This is a genomic window from Polynucleobacter sp. AP-Capit-er-40B-B4 (assembly GCF_018882245.1).
Taxonomy (GTDB): Bacteria; Pseudomonadota; Gammaproteobacteria; order Burkholderiales; family Burkholderiaceae; genus Polynucleobacter.
In genome coordinates this window covers 409,982-424,178 of sequence record NZ_JACVOV010000002.1, presented here as the reverse complement: position 1 = coordinate 424,178, position 14,197 = coordinate 409,982, and the positions used below count along the sequence as shown (strand labels likewise).

16 protein-coding genes are annotated in these 14,197 nt (G+C 46.4%); 10 read left to right on the top strand and 6 right to left on the bottom strand.

The window, feature by feature from the left end; all coding sequences use genetic code 11:
• The first annotated feature begins 2 nt into the window (after nt 1–2).
• The 6 genes from recX (at nt 3) to ICN19_RS07075 (ending at nt 4,686) form a co-directional block, all read left to right on the top strand.
• Nucleotides 3–524 (top strand): recombination regulator RecX, encoded by a 522-nt coding sequence (gene recX / locus ICN19_RS07100; RefSeq protein WP_216246553.1) that lies wholly within the window; start codon nt 3–5, stop codon nt 522–524.
• A gap of 188 nt (nt 525–712) precedes the next feature.
• Nucleotides 713–1,882 (top strand): ADP-forming succinate--CoA ligase subunit beta, encoded by a 1,170-nt coding sequence (sucC, locus tag ICN19_RS07095; RefSeq protein WP_216152419.1) that lies wholly within the window; start codon nt 713–715, stop codon nt 1,880–1,882.
• 15 nt (nt 1,883–1,897) lie between these two features.
• On the top strand, nt 1,898–2,791 hold the full coding sequence (gene sucD / locus ICN19_RS07090; protein WP_216246552.1) for a succinate--CoA ligase subunit alpha: 894 nt from the start codon (nt 1,898–1,900) through the stop codon (nt 2,789–2,791).
• 99 nt (nt 2,792–2,890) lie between these two features.
• Nucleotides 2,891–3,595 (top strand): TerC family protein, encoded by a 705-nt coding sequence (locus tag ICN19_RS07085; protein WP_216246550.1) that lies wholly within the window; start codon nt 2,891–2,893, stop codon nt 3,593–3,595.
• Nucleotides 3,596–3,716: 121 nt separating this feature from the next.
• On the top strand, nt 3,717–4,247 hold the full coding sequence (locus tag ICN19_RS07080; protein ID WP_216246548.1) for a pilin: 531 nt from the start codon (nt 3,717–3,719) through the stop codon (nt 4,245–4,247).
• A gap of 94 nt (nt 4,248–4,341) precedes the next feature.
• The gene (locus tag ICN19_RS07075; RefSeq protein ID WP_216246546.1) at nt 4,342–4,686 is read left to right on the top strand and encodes a hypothetical protein; all 345 of its coding nucleotides are present in this window, start codon (nt 4,342–4,344) and stop codon (nt 4,684–4,686) included.
• A gap of 18 nt (nt 4,687–4,704) precedes the next feature.
• Here ICN19_RS07075 and moaC read toward each other — a convergent pair whose 3' ends face one another.
• Nucleotides 4,705–5,181 carry a cyclic pyranopterin monophosphate synthase MoaC gene (moaC, locus tag ICN19_RS07070; RefSeq protein WP_216246545.1) on the bottom strand — a complete coding sequence of 159 codons (477 nt, stop codon included), beginning with the start codon at nt 5,179–5,181 and terminating at the stop codon, nt 4,705–4,707.
• Between the two features lie 23 nt (nt 5,182–5,204).
• On the opposite strand from moaC, the gene ICN19_RS07065 reads away from it, so the two are divergent.
• Nucleotides 5,205–6,905 carry a M48 family metalloprotease gene (locus ICN19_RS07065; RefSeq protein ID WP_216246544.1) on the top strand — a complete coding sequence of 567 codons (1,701 nt, stop codon included), beginning with the start codon at nt 5,205–5,207 and terminating at the stop codon, nt 6,903–6,905.
• Here ICN19_RS07065 and ICN19_RS07060 read toward each other — a convergent pair.
• The 5 genes from ICN19_RS07060 to ICN19_RS07040 are packed head-to-tail and all read right to left on the bottom strand — an operon-like array spanning nt 6,902 to nt 10,207.
• Nucleotides 6,902–7,501 (bottom strand): DUF2946 family protein, encoded by a 600-nt coding sequence (locus ICN19_RS07060; protein ID WP_370625165.1) that lies wholly within the window; start codon nt 7,499–7,501, stop codon nt 6,902–6,904. The genes ICN19_RS07065 and ICN19_RS07060 overlap by 4 nt on opposite strands.
• A gap of 32 nt (nt 7,502–7,533) precedes the next feature.
• Nucleotides 7,534–7,968 (bottom strand): nuclear transport factor 2 family protein, encoded by a 435-nt coding sequence (locus tag ICN19_RS07055; protein WP_216246542.1) that lies wholly within the window; start codon nt 7,966–7,968, stop codon nt 7,534–7,536.
• Between the two features lie 17 nt (nt 7,969–7,985).
• Complete coding sequence (gene waaF, locus ICN19_RS07050) at nt 7,986–9,026, bottom strand: lipopolysaccharide heptosyltransferase II (protein WP_216246541.1); 1,041 nt, start codon at nt 9,024–9,026, stop codon at nt 7,986–7,988.
• Between the two features lie 46 nt (nt 9,027–9,072).
• Nucleotides 9,073–9,261, bottom strand: coding sequence for a zinc-finger domain-containing protein (locus ICN19_RS07045; RefSeq protein ID WP_215360214.1), 189 nt, complete (start codon nt 9,259–9,261; stop codon nt 9,073–9,075).
• A gap of 22 nt (nt 9,262–9,283) precedes the next feature.
• Nucleotides 9,284–10,207 carry a branched-chain amino acid transaminase gene (locus ICN19_RS07040; protein WP_216246540.1) on the bottom strand — a complete coding sequence of 308 codons (924 nt, stop codon included), beginning with the start codon at nt 10,205–10,207 and terminating at the stop codon, nt 9,284–9,286.
• Between the two features lie 209 nt (nt 10,208–10,416).
• Here ICN19_RS07040 and ICN19_RS07035 point away from each other — a divergent pair, with 209 nt between their 5' ends.
• The 3 genes from ICN19_RS07035 (at nt 10,417) to fba (ending at nt 14,193) form a co-directional block, all read left to right on the top strand.
• Nucleotides 10,417–11,628, top strand: coding sequence for a phosphoglycerate kinase (locus tag ICN19_RS07035; protein ID WP_216246538.1), 1,212 nt, complete (start codon nt 10,417–10,419; stop codon nt 11,626–11,628).
• 2 nt (nt 11,629–11,630) lie between these two features.
• Nucleotides 11,631–13,067: a pyruvate kinase gene (pyk, locus tag ICN19_RS07030; protein ID WP_216246537.1), complete on the top strand. Its 1,437-nt coding sequence runs from the start codon at nt 11,631–11,633 to the stop codon at nt 13,065–13,067.
• Between the two features lie 61 nt (nt 13,068–13,128).
• On the top strand, nt 13,129–14,193 hold the full coding sequence (gene fba / locus ICN19_RS07025; protein ID WP_215347708.1) for a class II fructose-bisphosphate aldolase: 1,065 nt from the start codon (nt 13,129–13,131) through the stop codon (nt 14,191–14,193).
• The last annotated feature ends 4 nt before the right edge of the window (nt 14,194–14,197 follow it).

Below are 14,197 nucleotides of genomic sequence, written 5' to 3'. Positions count from 1 at the left end.
GAATGTCAGAATTAACGAGCAATAAAAAAGTCAAACAAAGCCCGAGCCTCAAAGCTCGGGCTTTGCGCCTTTTGTCGCAGCGGGAATATAGCCGCAAGGGCTTAGCCGTTAAATTGGCTGAATCAGAGGCCAGGTGGGGTAAGTTAGGTGGAGCGCAGGCGGAACAAACCCCAGAATCGAGGGATACCCAGATTGAGGCGGTCTTGGATGATTTTGAGGCTCGTGGCTGGTTGTCTGACGAGCGTTTTGCAGAAGCTTTGGTTCGTCGCCGTAGCGAGCGGTATGGCACGAGAAAGATTGCCGATGAGCTTGAAAAGGCTGGCGTTGATTCCAAGCAGTCGGCAAAACTCCTTGTGGCTCTCAAAGAGACCGAATTTCAGCGCGCTTTTGATCTTTGGGCTAGAAAATACGGTGTTCGCCCCCAGGACCAAAAGGAAAAAGCAAGACAGTATCGGTTTCTGGCTTCCAAGGGATTTGGGTCGGAGATTGTTGCCAAGGTCATTGGCGGTCAGACCCCTGATTAGGGCAATTACGGATCAGGCAACGCTATTTGCGGCGTTGCAGCATGATAGACTTATGGAGTCGGTCAAGCCGCTCACATTTATTCAAAATTGGCTAATTTAGCTATTTCTAGGGTAAGCATGGGATCAAGGCAACATCGGTTTTACTAATCCTCATCGCTTGCTAAAAAAGATACCGTTTCGGAGTAATTATGAAAATTCACGAGTACCAAGGCAAAGAACTCCTTCGCCAATTTAATGTGCCTGTTCCTAACGGCATTCCTGCATTTAGTGTTGATGAGGCAGTTAAAGCTGCTGAAAAATTAGGTGGCCCAGTATGGGTTGTAAAAGCGCAGATTCATGCTGGCGGTCGCGGTAAAGGCGGCGGCGTGAAGTTGGCGAGAAGCATGGACGAAGTAAAGAAATATGCTTCTGAAATTTTGGGCATGCAGCTCAAGACGCATCAAACTGGACCAGAAGGTCAAAAAGTAAATCGCCTCTTAATTGAAGATGGCGCTGATATTAAAAAAGAGTACTACTTCAGTATCGTTACAGATCGTGGCACACAAAAGAATGTGATCATGGCTTCTAGCGAAGGCGGTATGGATATTGAGGAAGTTGCTGAATCTCATCCAGAAAAAATTATCAAAGTATTTGTTGATCCAATGATTGGTTTGACAGATGCGGATTGCGACATCGTTGCGAAAGGTATTGGCGTTCCTGAGGCGTCTATTCCTATGGCACGCGACGTATTCAAAAACCTTTACAAGACTTACTGGGATACCGATGCTTCATTGGTTGAAATCAACCCATTAATTCTTGAAGGTAATGGCAAGATCAAGGCTTTGGATGCCAAGTTCAACTTTGATCCAAACGCATTGTTCCGTCATCCAGAGATCGTTGCTTATCGCGATATCGATGAAGAAGATGCTGCAGAAATCGAAGCTTCAAAATTTGACCTCGCTTACATCTCTCTCGACGGCAATATCGGCTGTTTAGTGAACGGCGCAGGCCTGGCGATGGCCACTATGGACACTATTAAGTTGTTTGGCGGCGAACCAGCAAACTTCTTGGACGTTGGTGGCGGCGCTACAGCAGAAAAAGTTACCGAAGCATTCAAGATCATGTTGAAGAACAAGAGTGTTGAAGCAATCTTGGTAAACATCTTCGGCGGCATTATGCGTTGTGATGTGATTGCAGACGGTGTTGTTACTGCATGTAAAGCAGTAAACCTCACAGTACCTTTGGTTGTGCGTATGAAGGGAACAAATGAAGAGTTGGGCAAGAAGATTCTTGCGGACTCTGGTTTGCCAATTATTAGCGCCGATTCAATGGCTGAAGCCGCTACTAAGGTAGTTGCTGCTGTTGCCAAAAACAAATAATCCAGGAATTTCAATATGTCTATTTTGATCAATAAAAACACCAAAGTCATTACACAAGGTATTACTGGTAAGACAGGTCAGTTCCATACTGAGAAATGTCAGGAATACGCAAACGGCAAGAATTGTTTCGTTGCCGGCGTAAATCCTAAAAAAGCTGGAGAGTCTATTTTTAACATTCCAATTTATGCGACTGTTAAAGAAGCTGCTCAGCAAACTGGTGCAACAACTTCTGTAATTTATGTTCCGCCTCCTGGTGCTGCTGCAGCGATTTGGGAAGCGGTTGAGGCTGACCTCGACTTTGTGATCTGTATTACTGAAGGTATTCCTGTGCGCGACATGCTTGAAGTCCGTAACAAGATGCATGCAAAAGAAGCTGCTGGCGGCAAGAAGACTTTATTGCTTGGCCCTAACTGCCCAGGCATCATCACCCCAGACGAAATTAAGATCGGTATCATGCCTGGCCACATTCATAAGAAAGGCCGTATTGGTGTTGTTAGCCGTTCCGGTACATTGACTTATGAAGCGGTTGGTCAGTTGACAGCAATTGGTTTAGGCCAGTCCACAGCAGTAGGTATTGGTGGCGACCCAATCAATGGCTTGAAACATATCGACATCATGAGAATGTTCAATGAAGATCCAGAGACAGATGCTGTGATCATGATTGGTGAAATCGGTGGTCCAGATGAAGCGGAAGCTGCTCGCTGGTGCAAAGACAATATGAAAAAGCCAGTAGTTGGCTTTATTGCTGGCGTAACAGCGCCTCCAGGCAAGCGTATGGGTCACGCAGGCGCGTTGATTTCTGGCGGTGCTGATACTGCGGATGCGAAATTAGCTGTAATGGAAGAATGTGGCTTCAAAGTCACAAAGAATCCATCAGAAATGGCTGCTTTATTGAAAGCCATGTTGTAATTAGTGTTTTGGAAAAGGGTGCTGCTAAAACAGCATCCTTTTTTGTAGTACCCAGTAGTTAAAAATAAAATAAAACATAAGAGAAACGTAGGAGACACCATGGATTTTTCAGCATTTTCTGACGCCACCTTTTGGGCGGCGCTTTTATCAATCATCGTTGCAAATATTTTGCTATCTGGCGATAACGCAGTTGTGATTGCCTTGGCATCACGTAATTTGCCACCGGCACAACAAAAGAAAGCGATTTTCTGGGGTAGTGCTGCCGCAATTGTTTTACGTGTAGTGCTCACCATCACAGCAGTAGCATTGCTCACTTTGCCGTACTTAAAGATTGTTGGCGGTTTGTTATTGCTCTATATCGGTATCCAGCTTTTATCTGATAGCGGTGGCGAAGAGCATATGGAAGCTAAGACTAGTATCTGGGCTGCTATTCGTACGATCTTGATTGCTGACCTAGTAATGAGTTTGGACAACGTATTGGCTGTTGCAGCTGCAGCGCAAAAAGGTCCAGAAGAGACTCGTTTGCTCTTGTTGGTTATTGGTTTGGGTATGTCTATTCCATTGATCATTTTTGGCAGCGCCATGTTGTTGAAGGTAATGGAACGTTTCCCAATCATTATTACTTTGGGTGCTGGCCTTTTAGGTCTGCTGGCTGGTGGAATGTTGGTGGATGATCCTGCTATCAAAGACAGCATTCAAGCCGCCTTAGGCGATGCAAAACTTGCGTTTGAGGTAATTGGTGTCGCTATTGTGATTTTGGTAGGCACTTATTTGAAGAAAAAGAACGCAGCAAAAGCACATTGATTTTCTTACAGATGAATCAGAAAAAGCCGGCCTTCATAGCCGGCTTTTTCATTTCCTGCGCCACTTGAATGCAAAAGGCGTAGACTGGATCATGAGGTATTTCACCTCGGGAGCCAGAAATATGCAGAGTATCGATAATCAATTCGAAAATATAAAAACCCATCAAGATCAAACATCAGAGTCTGGATTTACCTTGATTGAGGTGATGGTTGTCGTAGCCATTATTGGCATCTTAGTTGCAGTAGCGGTGCCCCAATACCAAGACTATATTGCTCGAAGTCGTGTTGTGGAAGGTATGAATTTATCGTCCAGCGCTAAGCTGGCCGTAACAGAAGCTTTTGCAAGCCGTGGAACTGTGCTGATGGATGAGGCAACTCATGGGGCCTTTACATTTACACCAACTCGCAGCGTTAAGTTGATTGAAATTACTCCATCGGGAGCAATTGCCATTGATTACCAAGTGAGCGTGGCGCCAGAAGGTAAGAACACTTTGCACCTTATTCCAACAAATGAGCCCGATGCTAATGCTCCTAAGCCATTGGACCTGTCAAAGCCAGAGGGTTCAACATGGTCTGGTGGATGGTCATGTAGATCAACGGAAACTAACTTGATTTCTCAGTTACTGCCTTCTGAATGCAGAATAGCTAAGTAAGAAAATAAGACGGTTCGGGGTGTCTGTTTCCCATGCAAGTTCTGGTGCCTAGATTAAGATGAGGCTACATTTTATTAATCAAGGAGAGTGAGGGATGATTAAAGAAAAAATAGTGATCTTTCTTCGGCGTCTATCTGAGGCAACTCCTGCTTGCTTATTTGTTATGGCTCAAGGTAATTTGAACGTAATTACTTTGGCGCACTGGGAGACGGCCCTGAGAACCGGCTGCATTACTGGCAGTGTCATGGTCTGCCTATCGTTTATAGAGTCCAAAAAATGGCTGCATAACCGTTATTCCACTGGAGCATTGACTGGATTGGCAACAACTACATCTGATTTTGTTGCTCATCCAGCCGCCTTTTCGGGCGAAGCTATTGTTACCGGATTGGTTGCAGCAGTTTTATGTGTCTTATATTCTTTTGTAGTAAAAGATAAGTAGTGTGAATGGAGCGCGGGATCAGCCCGCCTTCCACTCCCCACTCTTACCACCACTCTTCTCAAGCAGTTTCACATCACCCATTACCATGCCACGGTCTACGGCTTTGCACATATCGTAGATTGTGAGTAGGGCAACTTGGACTGCGGTGAGGGCTTCCATCTCTACGCCAGTGGGCCCTGTAGTTTCTGCTCTCACTTCACAGGTAATGCTGCTGTCTTGGAAGTTGGTTTGAAACTCCAGGCTGACGTGGGTGAGCGCTAATGGGTGGCAAAGAGGAATCAAGTCTGATGTTCTCTTAGATGCCTGAATGCCGGCAATTCTGGCAATACCCAGTACATCACCCTTTTTATGGGTACCAGCTTCGACCATTTTGAAGGTTTCTGGAAGCATGGTGATCTTGCCGGTAGCTATAGCTATACGATGGGTGTTAGGCTTATCGCCAACGTTTACCATGTGGGCTTGCCCGCTGGTATCAAAATGAGTTAGTTTGTTCATGGGATAAGTTTTACCATATAGAGATGCAAGACATAAAGTCAGATCCAAAAACCACTTTTTTGTACCGCACTTTAGCCGTTTGGTTAACGTTGGGACTAACTTTTTCTGGGTTCCCTGCCTATGCTGCAACTCCTACAGGGGACGTTTCTGTAGAGGGTAATTCTGCTGCTATTCAGAATATTGGCAGAGCTATGCAGTCACCCGATGCGCGTCCGGCTAATGCCCCAACACGAAGCCCTTTGCGCAGTCAGCCAACAATTGTTTTGCCAGATATGGGCGATCCAGGCGGCGATGCCTTAAGTCGAGTGGATGAGCGTAAATATGGCGAAATGATCATGCGCCAGATTCGTCCTGACCCTGATTATTCAAATGATTTACCTCTTTATGATTTTCTCAATCAGATGGAGCGACGCTTATTACAGGCTGCAAAAAAATTACAGCTTGGAGGCGCAAACGAGCAGGGTAGTGGAGCTTATAACTTCGAGGTATTTGCTGTTAAGGACAGCAGCATTAATGCATTTGCTTTGCCTGGAGGATTTATTGGTTTTCATACGGGCCTGATTGTGAGTGCAGAATCCGATTCTGAGGTAGCTTCAGTCATGGGGCATGAAACGGGCCACGTATTACAGCGTCACCTGGCTCGTCAGATGGATAAGCAGGCTACCAATACAATGATTGCGATTGCTGGCATGGTGCTTGGCGCCTTAGCAATGTCTCGTAATCCACAAGCTGCAGCGGGGCTCATGCAGGGCGGCCAAGCAGCTGCTATCAATAATCAACTCTCTTATTCAAGAGATGCTGAGCGTGAAGCTGATCGTATTGGCTTTCAGATTCTGGAAGCTAGTGGTTACGATGTAAATGGTGCGCCAGGTTTTTTCCAGCGTTTACAAAAGGCTACTGGCATTATGGATAAAGGCGTGCCTGCCTACGTACGCACCCACCCCTTAACAACAGATCGTATTGCTGATATGCAAGATCGGGCGCGGACTGTGGCAACGCGCAACGTGCCTAGCTCCGTTGAGTTTTATTTCATCAAGGCGCGAGCGCGCATGGAGCAGGCCGGTAGCTCGAGTGGACTCTATGACTTAAAAAATACTTTTGATAGCTTGAGTAAGCAGCCTCAAGTTGGAAAACAGTTAGAAGGTTTCTATGGCTTAGCTCTCATCGCTCAGCGTCAGGGAAAAATTGATCAAGCCGAATCCAATCTTCAGCAAGCGCGTAACTTAGCCCAGAAGGCCAGTGCGCCAGGCTCGCCGATCCAAAGGCAGAGCCTGTCGTTGGATGTCACCGCTTCTGAATTAGCTTTGGCTAAAGGTAAAAGTGAAGAAGCACTTCAAATTGCCCAAGCCACTTTGCGTGCATATCCACAATCTTATGCAGCAGGCGCGGCAATGATTAATGCTGAACTAAGACTCGGTCGTACCAATGATGCGATTACTTGGCTAAAGGCGCGAACAAGATCTCAGCCTAATGAAATTGTGTGGTGGAGCTTATTATCCAAGTCTTATGATCAGGCTGGAAATGTCCCAATGCGTCATTACGCACTAGGTGAAAAATATGCACTCGAGGGGGCGTGGCCTTCAGCAATTGAACAACTTCGTATTGCTCGCTCAGCTGGTGGGGCCGATTTTTACCAGGGCTCCAGTATTGATGCTCGTTTGCGTGAAATGCAGAGGCAATATCAAGATGAGCTCAAGGAGCAGGGTAAGCAAGCTCCCGGTTAAGGTTGCGGTGTAGCTTGGTAACGAAAGCGTGTAGCTAACTCTTGGGAATGTATGGGGTCTAGTGGCAGCTGCTTTCCTTGCCAAGTCCAGGATCCCCCAAAACTACAGGCCTCTTCGCGAAGTTTGGCCAGCTCAGAAAAATGATCTAGATCGTGATCGTGCAAAAGAGCAATTGCTTGAGTTTCTCTTTTGAGAAACTGCCTATTTTCATCACCACTGTTGCTGCTGTCATAAATTGTTAGGTTCACTTTCCCAACAATATAAATATTGCCATTTTCATCGCTTAGGGCTGAATCTGGGTCAATGACGTTATGACATTGAGTAAGAAATAGATCGCCTTGAGCATTCGGGATAATGCGCGCAATCCAGGGGGTGGCATCTAGCGTAATAAAAACGCGCTGCGGACCATTTTGAAAAAAATACCTTCCGAGTTCATCGCCTGCATAGTTGCGAGCAATAAAGTCATTAAGAGCGACATGTTTAATCACTTGTCCTGGAAGACGATTTTGTTGGGCAAACTCATCGCGCATCCGCCATTGGCCGCGACGATCTAGTGCAAGCCAACCGAAGCAATCAGGCACATTTGGCCACTTCATCAGTGACCGTAGTACTTGATCATCCATAGTGTTTAATGCAGGCCGTGTGGTGTGGAGGGTGCGTCGAAGGTTTCTTCGGTGGAATGACTTGCGTGTAAGTGTGCAATGCGCCATCCCTGACTATCTTGCAGAAGTACTAGTGTGATGTTGAGGAAAAATTCTGCTTCAACTTGATCCGCCCGTAAATGTACTGCTTCAGTAGTGTCATATACCGCGGCGCCCAGTACAGAGTGGCTAATGCATGCGATAGGCTCTAGAAAAAGAGGTTGCTTTGCAAGCAGTCGCTCCAAGCCTTCGCGAATTTCTGCATGACCTGTCAGGCGATGCCCTTCAGGTAGAACGCAGGTAATGGAATCGTCATCCAACCAAATATCCAGAGCGCTTTGCACGTCACGATGGCTCAGTGCATCACGCCACGCCTCAACAACATCATCTGCATTTTGAAAGAGTCTGGCAAGTTTTGGCATGGCTTACTTTTCCTGGTTTAAGGCTGCAATGTACTCAGTGTAGCGAATACCTGTGCCGGCAAAATGTCATTTAAGCACTTAAGGTGTCCCAGGGGGCACTCTCTCTTATGGCATGGGCTGCAAGGTAGGTTTAACCAAATGACTTGAGCTTTGTCTGACAGTGGTGGGGTATGGGCTGGATCACTCGAACCAAAAATGGCAACTTGCGGGGTTTTGAGGGCAGCCGCAACATGCATTAAGCCGGAGTCATTGCTGATGACTGCTTTACTCATGCCGATTAGGGCAATGGCTTCATCAAGAGAGGTGTCGCCACACCAGTTATGGATATGACCATCGCATTTGACTTTAGCTTCGATTTCTTGGGCGAGAGAGTGATCGCCTTTGCCGCCCAAAAGGATGATTTGACTGTTTGGGTTGTGGGTAACAATGATTTGCGCCAATTCCGCAAAGTGGCCAGTTGGCCAACGTTTGGTTGGGCCATACTCTGCGCCAGGGCACATTACATAAATATTCGCCTGATCAATATGAATATTTTTTAATTTTGCTTGTACTGATTGGGTAGCTATCGAAGATACATTTAACTTTGGCGTGAGATTGTCAGTAGCTGGTGAAGTCTGCTCACCATTTAAAAGCTGACTCAATGCAAGATAGTGCTCAACCATCGGCGGCCGATTTACTTTGCTTGGATTATCTAGTGCTACGTTAATTAAGCCAAAGCGCAACTCACCGCGATATCCAATTCGAAAGGGAATATTAGCAAGCCAAGGAATCAGCGCTGACTTCAAGCTATTAGGTAATATAAAACACGCCTGATATTTTTTTAGCGCGAGCTTGTTAGCTAATTCTTTACGTAAGCCCCACTGCAATTGTTTGTGCTCAAACTTTGCTTCGATGACTTCATGTACTTCAGAGCAGGCGCGATAGATTGGGGCAACCCAAGTACTGGCTAGTACATCAATTTTTGATTCTGGATATTGTGCTTTGAGAGACGCCAGTAAAGGCTGTGTCATTACTGCATCCCCAATCCAGTTTGGGGCGATGATCAGAATACCGTGCATGTAATGTATCCCGACTCAGCGCCTCACCAGGAGGCGCTGATAAGGCTTAGTGACCGTGTGGCTCAGTGCCGGGAATGAGTTTGTACTCTGCGCCGCAATAAGGACACTTCGCTTCACCGGTTTTAGTAATGTCTAAGAAAACGCGTGGATGTGAGTTCCATGCTGGTGTTTTATTGGTGGGGCAATGTAACGGCAAGTCTTTGCCATCCACCATCACAACTTGAGCTTGAGTCATATGCTGTTCCTGATTACCGAAGTTACTTTACGTAGGTGAGCCAAGATTTGTATTGATCGTTTCTGCCGTAAACCGCATCAAAATATGTCTTCTGAATTTTTTCAGTGATCGGGCCACGCTTGCCATCACCAATAGTGCGATCATCCAGTTCGCGAATTGGAGTTACTTCAGCGGCAGTGCCAGTAAAGAATGCTTCGTCAGCAGAATAAACTTCGTCACGAGTAATGCGTTTTTCACGAATTTCGTAACCGAGGTCTTTTGCAATCTGAATGATGGAATCACGTGTGATGCCATCCAAACAAGAGGCTAAGTCTGGTGTGTATACGATGCCATTGCGAACCATAAAGAGGTTTTCGCCGGATCCTTCGGAAACATAACCTTCGGTATCAAGCAATAACGCTTCATCATAGCCATTGGCAGTAACTTCCTGATTGGCCAAAATGGAGTTGATGTAGTAGCCAGAAGCCTTAGCGCGCACTAGGGATGAGTTAACAAAGTGGCGGGTAAAAGAGGAGGTTTTTACGCGAATCCCCTTGTTTAGGCCATCTTCACCCAAATAAGCACCCCACTCCCAGGCAGCGATTGAGGTGTGAATGCTGTTCCCTTTTGGGGAGATTCCCAGCTTTTGGGAGCCGATAAAGATAATTGGGCGGATATAGCAGGCTTCCAGCTTATTGCTATTTACCGTGTCGATAATGCCCTTGGTGACCTCTTCAGGGCTGTAAGGCATGTTCATTTGGAAAATCTTAGTTCCATTAAACAGGCGTTTTACGTGCTCCGGAAGGCGGAAAATGGCTGTTCCTTGGGGGGTTTTATAGGCTCGAATGCCCTCAAACACGCCCATGCCGTAGTGTAGGCTGTGTGTTAACACGTGAACATTGGCCTCACGCCAAGGAATAAGCTTCCCATCAGTCCAAATAAAGCCATCGCGGTCGGACATCGACATTTTCTTTACCTTTTGTGTCTATTAAGTATCTATAAAGCGGTTTAAGCAAGGCATCAGGCTGGTAGACATTGGTCTTTCAGCCCAGAATGCATTTAAGTCCTTATTGTAGAGCAGGCAGGGCAGTCTGTCGGCTTGGATCCTTAGGGTAAATGGGTCGGAGCCTTTAGAATGGAGTATTCCCCACAAATCATCTTTTTTTACCCAAACTCATGCCGGAATCCTTATTTAAAGTTAAGCGTTTAAGCGAATTAGCCCAATCAGGTCAATTAAAGGGTAAGCGGGTTTTAATCCGTGCCGACCTGAATGTCCCTCAGGACGAGGCTGGAAATATTACTGAAGACACTCGAATTCGGGCATCAATGCCTGCTGTGCAGATGTGTTTGGATGCTGGGGCAGCGGTAATGGTGACTTCACATTTGGGGCGCCCAACTGAAGGTGAATTCAAGCCAGAAGATAGTTTGGCTCCTGTTGCTGACAGAATTGCGAGTTTGTTGAATCGCAAAGTTCCTTTAATCAGCGATTGGGTGAATGGCGGCTTCGAGGTAAATCCAGGTGAGCTGGTATTACTAGAGAACTGTCGTCTGAATGTTGGCGAAAAAAAGAACAACGACGAGTTGGCAAAAAAGATTGCTGCATTGTGTGATGTCTATGTCAATGATGCATTTGGAACCGCTCATCGCGCAGAAGCAACTACTCATGGCGTAGCGAAGTTTGCCCCTATAGCTTGTGCTGGTCCTTTGATGGCCGCTGAGTTAGATGCACTGAGTCGTGCACTAGCAAGTCCTAAGCGTCCTTTGGTGGCGATCGTAGCAGGCTCTAAAGTTTCCTCTAAGCTCACCATTCTTAAAGCTTTGTCAGAAAAAGTGGATGAGTTGATTGTTGGCGGCGGTATAGCAAATACCTTCATGTTAGCCAAAGGTTTGCCTATTGGTAAGTCGCTAGCTGAACCTGATTTAGTTGATGAAGCCAGAGAGATCATGGAGATCATGGAAAAGCGTGGTGCCCATGTACCCATTCCGGAAGATGTTGTTGTTGCGAATGAATTGTCTCCATTGGCCCGCGCAAACCGTGTTCCTTCAGACCAGGTGGCGGAAGATGACATGATTTTAGATATTGGTCCAAAGACTGCAGCCCGTTTATCAATCATGCTCGCTCATGCAGGCACGATTGTTTGGAATGGCCCTTTGGGCGTATTTGAAATTGATCAGTTTGGTGGTGGCACCAAAATGTTAGCTGCAGCTATTGCACATTCACCAGCTTTCTCAATTGCTGGTGGGGGCGATACTTTGGCGGCGATCGCGAAGTACGGTATTGAGAATCAAGTGGATTACATCTCTACTGGCGGCGGTGCCTTCTTGGAGTTTCTTGAAGGTAAAACCTTGCCAGCCTTTGCAGTACTTGCTGAAAGAGCGAAAGACTAAATATGTTGAGAGCAACAAAGATCATTGCAACCCTAGGGCCTGCCTCAGAAAAGCCTGAAGTGTTGCGTGACATGATTCGCGCCGGCGTCGATGTGGTGCGGATGAATTTCTCTCACGGTACTGTGGCAGACCATAAAGCGCGCCATGATTTAGTGCGAACCATCTCTGCGGAAGCTGGCAAAGAAGTCGGCATCATGGCTGACTTACAAGGCCCAAAAATCCGTGTTGGAAAGTTTGCAGAAAATAAAATTTTGCTCAAAGAGGGTGACAAATTTACTCTTGATGTAGCTTGTGAGCTTGGTGATCAAACCAAAGTTGGTCTTGACTACAAAGAATTACCAGGCGATGTAAAGCCAGGCGATCGCCTTTTGTTGAACGACGGCTTAGTTGTTCTTACCGTTGAGAGCGTTAAAGGCGGGGAGATTTTTACCGTTGTTGAGCAAGGTGGACCTCTCTCTAATAACAAGGGCATTAATCGTGCTGGTGGTGGCTTAACTGCTCCTGCTCTGACTGAAAAAGATATCGCTGACTTAGATGCAGCTATCGCGATGGGCGTAGATTTCTTGGCAATCAGCTTTCCAAAAGATGGCGCTGACATGGCTTACGCCCGTAAGCTGGCAGATGCTGCTAGCGCTAAGTATGGTGTTGGCAAGGTGAGAACGATTGCTAAGGTGGAGCGTGCCGAAGCCATTGAACCAGAGGCACTCAAAAGTATCATTGCTGAAAGCGACGGAATTATGGTTGCGCGCGGTGATTTAGCAATTGAAGTCGGCAATGCTGCTGTGCCTGCTCTCCAAAAACGCATGATTGCTTGGGCGCGTGAGGCGGATAAATTTACGATTACCGCTACGCAGATGATGGAGTCCATGATTAACGCCCCAGTTCCAACGCGCGCAGAGGTAAGCGACGTTGCGAATGCAGTGTTGGATGGCACTGATGCGGTGATGTTATCTGCTGAATCTGCTGCAGGCATGTATCCAGTACAGACCATTAAAGCAATGGCAGAAATTTGTGTGGAGGCCGAGAAGTCAGATCGCGTGAAGCTCGATACCGACTTTTTAGATCAAACCTTCACCCGCATTGATCAAACGATTGCGCTTGGAGCTCTTTTCACGGCACATCATTTAAACGCGGATGCCATCGCAGCTTTGACTGATTCAGGATCAACTGCGATTTGGATGAGTCGTCACAATATTCATGTGCCTATTTTTGCGTTGACCTCTAAGATTGCTACGCAACGAGCATTGAGTACCTATCGTAATGTCACTCCAATTGGTCTGGATTACACCAAAGATCGTGATACTGCATTACAAGAGGTAGAGGCATGCTTGAAAAAAGTGGGTGCGGTCAAAAAAGGCGATACCGTTGTACTGACTTCCGGCGAGCCAATGGGCGAGCCTGGTGGAACCAATACCCTCAAAATTATTCATGTGAAGTAATTTGCATCTTTAACCAAACGATTTATTTTTAAACCTAATTACTATTTATTAAGAGAACATCATGGCTTTAGTATCTTTAAGACAACTCTTGGATCACGCTGCTGAAAATGGTTATGGCCTACCAGCATTTAACGTCAACAACTTAGAGCAAGTGACAGCAATTATGGAAGCGGCAAATGAGGCTGATTCTCCAGTCATCATGCAAGCATCTGCAGGCGCCCGTAAATACGCAGGCGAAGCGTTCTTACGCCACTTAATCTCTGCCGCAGTTGAGGCTTATCCACATATTCCAGTAGTAATGCACCAAGACCACGGTCAAAGCCCTGCAGTTTGTATGGCAGCCATTAAGAGCGGCTTTACGAGCGTGATGATGGATGGTTCATTAGAGGCTGACGGCAAAACAGTTGCTAGCTATGAATACAACGTAGACGTCTCCAAAGAGGTGGTGAAGTTCTCACACTCCATTGGAGTTACTGTCGAGGCAGAGTTGGGTGTATTGGGCTCACTCGAGACAATGCAGGGCGACAAAGAAGATGGTCATGGTGCTGACGGCAAAATGACTCGTGAACAGTTGCTGACTGACGTTGAACAAGCAGCAGATTTTGTGAAGGCAACTCAGTGCGATGCTTTGGCAATTGCGATTGGCACCAGCCATGGTGCATACAAGTTCAGCAAGAAGCCTACAGGCGATATTTTGGCAATCGATCGCATTAAAGAAATTCATGCGCGTATTCCGAATACTCATTTGGTGATGCACGGCTCTTCTAGCGTTCCGCAAGAGTTGCTTGCTGAGATTCGTGAGTTTGGTGGCGATATGAAAGAAACTTACGGCGTTCCTGTTGAAGAGATTCAAGAGGGCATTAAGAATGGTGTTCGTAAGATCAACATTGATACCGATATTCGTTTGGCAATGACTGGTGCAATCCGCCGTTACTTTATTGAGAACCCATCTAAGTTTGATCCACGTGATTATTTAAAGCCAGCCCGTGAAGCCGCTAAGAAAGTATGTATTGCACGCTTCCAAGCCTTTGGTTCTGCTGGGCAAGCATCTAAAATTAAGCCGATCTCTTTAGAGAAGATGGCTGAGCTATATAAGAGCGGCAAATTAACTCAAATTGTGAAGTGATTTA

Coding starts and splice junctions, on each gene's coding strand:
- recX (WP_216246553.1), top strand. CDS start 3: ATGTCAGAATTAACGAGCAATAAAAAAGTCAAACAAAGCCCGAGCCTC.
- moaC (WP_216246545.1), bottom strand. CDS start 5,181: ATGAACAAACTAACTCATTTTGATACCAGCGGGCAAGCCCACATGGTA.
- waaF (WP_216246541.1), bottom strand. CDS start 9,026: ATGCACGGTATTCTGATCATCGCCCCAAACTGGATTGGGGATGCAGTA.
- sucC (WP_216152419.1), top strand. CDS start 713: ATGAAAATTCACGAGTACCAAGGCAAAGAACTCCTTCGCCAATTTAAT.
- fba (WP_215347708.1), top strand. CDS start 13,129: ATGGCTTTAGTATCTTTAAGACAACTCTTGGATCACGCTGCTGAAAAT.
- ICN19_RS07040 (WP_216246540.1), bottom strand. CDS start 10,207: ATGTCGATGTCCGACCGCGATGGCTTTATTTGGACTGATGGGAAGCTT.
- sucD (WP_216246552.1), top strand. CDS start 1,898: ATGTCTATTTTGATCAATAAAAACACCAAAGTCATTACACAAGGTATT.
- ICN19_RS07065 (WP_216246544.1), top strand. CDS start 5,205: ATGCAAGACATAAAGTCAGATCCAAAAACCACTTTTTTGTACCGCACT.
- pyk (WP_216246537.1), top strand. CDS start 11,631: ATGTTGAGAGCAACAAAGATCATTGCAACCCTAGGGCCTGCCTCAGAA.
- ICN19_RS07075 (WP_216246546.1), top strand. CDS start 4,342: ATGATTAAAGAAAAAATAGTGATCTTTCTTCGGCGTCTATCTGAGGCA.
- ICN19_RS07055 (WP_216246542.1), bottom strand. CDS start 7,968: ATGCCAAAACTTGCCAGACTCTTTCAAAATGCAGATGATGTTGTTGAG.
- ICN19_RS07060 (WP_370625165.1), bottom strand. CDS start 7,501: ATGAAGTGGCCAAATGTGCCTGATTGCTTCGGTTGGCTTGCACTAGAT.
- ICN19_RS07045 (WP_215360214.1), bottom strand. CDS start 9,261: ATGACTCAAGCTCAAGTTGTGATGGTGGATGGCAAAGACTTGCCGTTA.
- ICN19_RS07035 (WP_216246538.1), top strand. CDS start 10,417: ATGCCGGAATCCTTATTTAAAGTTAAGCGTTTAAGCGAATTAGCCCAA.
- ICN19_RS07080 (WP_216246548.1), top strand. CDS start 3,717: ATGCAGAGTATCGATAATCAATTCGAAAATATAAAAACCCATCAAGAT.
- ICN19_RS07085 (WP_216246550.1), top strand. CDS start 2,891: ATGGATTTTTCAGCATTTTCTGACGCCACCTTTTGGGCGGCGCTTTTA.